Below are 4782 nucleotides of genomic sequence, written 5' to 3' on the forward strand. Positions count from 1 at the left end.
CCTCGGTGGCGCGGCTGTATTCCATCGCGGTGGCGCCCCAGGCGCGCCACGGCGGCATCGCCAGTGCGTTCCTGGCCGAGGCGCTGGACTGCGCGCGCCATTGGGGCTGCGCCCTGCTGCGCCTGGAGAGCCGGGCCGAGAACGTGGCCGCCCACCGGCTGTTCCAGCGCTTCGGGTTCGTGGCGGTGGGCCGCGCGCCCGGCTACTACGCGGACGGCGCGGATGCGATCCGCTTCGAGAAGGACGTGTTCGACGGCCACCGCCGGGACCGGCTGATGCTGCCCGGGGCCCGGCACTACGGACAGACGCTCGACTTCACCTGCGGCCCATGCGCGCTGCTGATCGCCATGTCGGCCCTGGCGCCGGACACCGTGCTGGACCAGGCGGCCGAGATCCGCCTGTGGCGCGAGGCGACCACGGTGTTCATGGCCGCGGGCCATGGCGGCTGCGGCCCGTTCGGCCTGGCCTGCGCCGCCCTGCGCCGTGGCTTCGGTGTGGCGGTGTACGCCGCCGCGGGCTCGTCGCTCTTCATGGACAGCGTGCGCGAGCCCCACAAGAAGCGCGTGATCCAGCGCGTGGAGGACGATTTCCGCGCCGAACTGGTCGCGCATGGCGCGCCGGTGTTCGCGCTGCCGGTCTCGCCCGAGGGCGTGATCGAGCAGTTGCGCCACGGGCATGTGCCCATCGTGCTCATCAGCCTGTGGCGCCTGCACCGCGAAAAGGCACCGCACTGGGTCGTCATCACCGGCTTCGACGGCACGGTCTTCCGGGTGCTGGACCCGATGGCCCGTTCGGGCGAGGGCGACGGCGGCGTGTCGGTGAGCCTGTCCGAATTCAAGAAGATGGCCCGCTACGGGCGCCGCCGCCGGACAGCGGCCGTCATCCTGTCCAGAAAGCCTTGAAGTGACTTCAGAACATGTGATCGTGGTGGAAAGACGCTCGGATTTCCGCTGGAGCGACCCCGGGGTGCGCATCGTCACCGCGGAGGCGTTCATCGCCGAAGAGCCGCGCCCGCGAGCGCGTGCGCGCAAGGTCACCAACCTGTGCCGCAACTACAGCTACCTGGACATGGGCTACTACTGCTCGCTGCTGGCCGAAGCGCGGGGCGACCGGGTCACGCCCAGCGTCGAGACCATCGTGGCACTGCAGCGCGGCAAGCAGCAGGCGGCTTCGCTGGCCGCGCTGGACCGCCTGATCGGTCCGCTGGACAGCGTGCCGCAGTCCGTCAGCTCGCTCACCCTGCACGTGTTCTTCGGGCTGACGGAGGACGCCGAACTGACCGCCCTTGCGCGCAAGAGCTTCGAGCTGTTCCGCTGCCCGTTGCTGCGGCTGCACCTGCAGCGGCGCGAGCCATCGCCCGGCTGGCATGTCGCCGCGCTGCAATCGCTGGATCCGCGCGATGTGGATGCCCACCGCGACGGCCTGTTCGACGAGGCCCTGGCGCATTTCACGCGCCGCCACTGGCGCCCCGCCGCACCGGTGGCCGCGCCGCGCATGGACCTGGCCATCCTGCACGACCCCAACGACCCGCTGCCGCCGTCCAGCCGCCGCACGCTGCAGAAGATCGTGGACGTGGGCCACGGCATGGGCATCGCGGTCGAACTGATCGAGAAGAAGGATTTCTCGCGCCTGACCCAGTTCGATGCGCTCTTCATCCGCGAGACCACGGCGGTCAACCACCACACCTTCCAGTTCGCCAAGAAAGCCGCGGCCGAGGGCATGCCGGTGATCGACGATCCGGTGTCCATCCTGCGATGCACCAACAAGGCGTATCTGGCCGAGCTGCTCAAGGGCCACGGCATCGCCACGCCGCGCACGCACCTCGTGAGCCGCCGCACGCTGGGCGATCTGCCGCGGGGCCTCGCCTATCCGGTGGTCGTGAAGGTGCCGGACGGCTCGTTCAGCCGCAGCGTGAAGAAGGCCGAGAACGCCGAGGCGCTGCACGCCATTGCGCGCGAAATGCTCCGCGAGTCCGGGATCATCCTGCTGCAGGAGTTCATGTACACCGACTTCGACTGGCGCATCGGCCTGGTGGGCGGGGAGCCCCTGTTCGCCGCGAAGTACTACATGTGCGAAGGCCACTGGCAGATCCTGCAGCACGGCGAAGACGGCGGGTACGTGGAGGGCCGCACCCAGGCCGTGTCCCTGCATGCCGTGCCGCCGCCGGTGCTGCAGGCCGCCACGCGCGCGGCGCGGCTGGTCGGCAACGGCTTTTACGGCGTGGACCTCAAGTGCAATGCGGCCGGCGCCCATGTGATCGAGATCAACGACAACCCCAACCTGGACGCCGGCGTCGAGGATGCGCTGGTGGGCGATGCGCTGTACCGCACGCTGCTGGGCCATCTGCTCGCGCGCATGGACTGGCGGCTGAACCGGGAGGGCACAGCGTCCCCCTGCAGCGGGCCTTCGCAACGGAACCTGGCCGCCTGCCAGGGGACGGCGCGGTGGTCCGAGCCCGCCGGCACCGGTGCGGCCGTGCCCGCGCGGTAGGACGCGGCAGGGCCCGCTGCCCCGCAAAACTCCGGCCAAACCCCGGCCCGGCACAGGGCAAGCCGGGGCGGCGAAAATCCCCGAAGACCGGCCGTGCCGGCCCGGAACGCCATCCCTCAAGGAACCCATGCCCGAATCCACGCCGCCCATCGCAACGCCCGCCCACGATCCCGCGCAGGATGAAGACCCCCACCAGTGGCTCGAAGCGGTGGACAGCGAACGCGCCCTGGCCTGGGTGCGCGAGCGCAATGCGCATTCCGAGGCGGTGCTGACGGCCCGGCCCGAATATGCCCCCACGCGCGAGCAGTTGCTGGACATCATGGACGCCAAGGACCGCATTCCCAGCGTGGTGCGGCGTGGCGACTGGCTCTACAACCTGTGGCAGGACGGGCACCACCGCCGCGGGCTGTGGCGGCGCACCACGCTGGCCGGGTACCGCGCGCCCGAACCCGCGTGGGAAACGGTGCTCGACCTGGATGCCCTCGCCCTGGCCGAGGACGAGAACTGGGTCTGGGGCGGGGCCGAAGTGCTGGGTCCGGAGTATCGCCACGCCCTGGTGTCGCTCTCGCGCGGCGGGGCCGATGCCACGGTGATCCGCGAGTTCGACCTGGTGTCGCGGCAGTTCGTCGAAGCGGGTTTCGCCCTGCCTGAGGCCAAGTCGGACGTGACCTGGATCGACGCCGAAACTGTCTACGTGAGCACCGATTTCGGCGAGGGCTCCCTGACCGAATCGGGCTACCCCCGCATCGTCAAGCGCTGGCGGCGCGGCACGCCGCTGGACAGCGCGGTCACGGTGTTCGAGGGCGAGGCGTCGGACGTGGGCGTGGGTGTGGGCGTGGACCGCACGCCGGGCTTCGAGCGCACCGTGTTCACCCGCATGATCGACTTCTACCGCCACGAGGTCTGGCTGACCGAGGGGCCTGCCGAAGCGCCGGATGCCGCCCCCGTGCGGCTGGACGTGCCGGACGACGCCATTCCCGACTTCGTGCGCGGCACACTGCTGCTGGAGCTGCGCAGCGACCTGGTGCTGGGGGAGGCGCACTTCGCCGCCGGCTCGCTGCTGCATGCCGACGCGGCGGCCTGGCTGCGCGGCGAGCGCCGGGCTGCGGCGCTGTTCACCCCCACGGCCACGCGCTCGCTGGCCGGCTACGACACCACGCGCGACCACGTGCTGCTGCAGGTGATGGACAACGTGGCCGAGCGGCTGGAGCTGTGGCACCGGCCCGGGGGCGAGGGCGGTCCCTTCGTCGGCCGCGCGGTGGACACGCCGTTCCCCGGCCAACTGGGCGTGACGGCCCTGCACGACCCGCTGCTGGCTGACGATCCGCTGGCCGAGCATTACCTGCTGTCATACACCGACTTCACCACGCCCGCCTCGCTGTTCCTGGCCAGCACCGCCCACGACGAGCGCGAGTTGCTCAAGGCCGGGCCGGCGCGCTTCGATGCCGAAGGCATGCGCACCGAGCAGTGCTTCGCCACCTCGGCCGACGGCACGCGCGTGCCGTATTTCGTGCTGTGGCCGCGCGGCGCGCAGGCCGATGGCGGCAACCCCACGCTGATCTACGGCTACGGCGGCTTCGAGCATGCGCTCACGCCCTGGTACGCCGCCGACTACGGCCGGGCCTGGTGCGAGCAGGGCGGCGTGCTGGTGGTGGCCAACCTGCGCGGCGGCGGCGAGTACGGGCCGGCGTGGCACCAGGCGGCGGTGCGCGAACACAAGCAGCGCAGCTACGACGACCTGATCGCCATCGCGCAGGACCTGATCGCGCGCGGCGTGACCCGGCCCGCGCACCTGGGCATCCAGGGCGGCAGCAATGGCGGGCTGCTGGTGGGCGCGGTGATGGTGCAGCGGCCCGACCTGTTCAACGCGGTGGTGTGCCAGGTGCCGCTGCTGGACATGCGGCGCTACCACACGCTGCTGGCGGGCGCGTCGTGGATGGCCGAGTACGGCGATCCGGACGACCCGGCCGACTGGGCCTTCATCGCGCGCTACAGCCCCTACCACCAGGTGCGGGCCGATGCGCGCTATCCCCGGGTGCTGTTCACCACCTCGACACGCGACGACCGGGTGCACCCCGGCCACGCGCGCAAGATGGCCGCGCGCATGCTGACGCAGGGGCACGACCTGCTGTACTACGAGAACACCGAAGGCGGCCACGGCGGCGCGGCCGACAACGCGCAGCGTGCCCACCTGCTGGCGCTGGAGTTCGCCTACCTGTGGCAGCAGCTGGGCCCGCGCCCCGCGGCGGCCAACGCCGCCGGCTGAATGCCGTGTCGGCCGCAGCGGCGCAG

3 protein-coding genes are annotated in these 4782 nt (G+C 71.4%); all 3 read left to right on the forward strand.

Going from position 1 to position 4782, the window contains the following annotated elements; translation table 11 throughout:
* Window positions 1–902 (forward strand): GNAT family N-acetyltransferase/peptidase C39 family protein (locus AC27KI_RS18840; RefSeq protein ID WP_487115233.1); only part of this gene is annotated, 902 nt, incomplete at its 5' end.
* A 1-nt stretch (window position 903) separates the two neighbouring features.
* On the forward strand, window positions 904–2490 hold the full coding sequence (locus tag AC27KI_RS18845) for a RimK family protein (RefSeq protein ID WP_487115235.1): 1587 nt from the start codon (window positions 904–906) through the stop codon (window positions 2488–2490).
* Window positions 2491–2617: 127 nt separating this feature from the next.
* Window positions 2618–4756 (forward strand): prolyl oligopeptidase family serine peptidase, encoded by a 2139-nt coding sequence (locus AC27KI_RS18850; protein ID WP_487115237.1) that lies wholly within the window; start codon window positions 2618–2620, stop codon window positions 4754–4756.
* Window positions 4757–4782 lie beyond the last annotated feature (26 nt).

This window comes from Acidovorax sp. KPB24-03 (assembly GCF_057546605.1).

Excerpts from the sequence above, each read along its gene's own strand:
- AC27KI_RS18850 (WP_487115237.1), top strand. The coding sequence starts at position 2,618 with ATGCCCGAATCCACGCCGCCCATCGCAACGCCCGCCCACGATCCCGCG.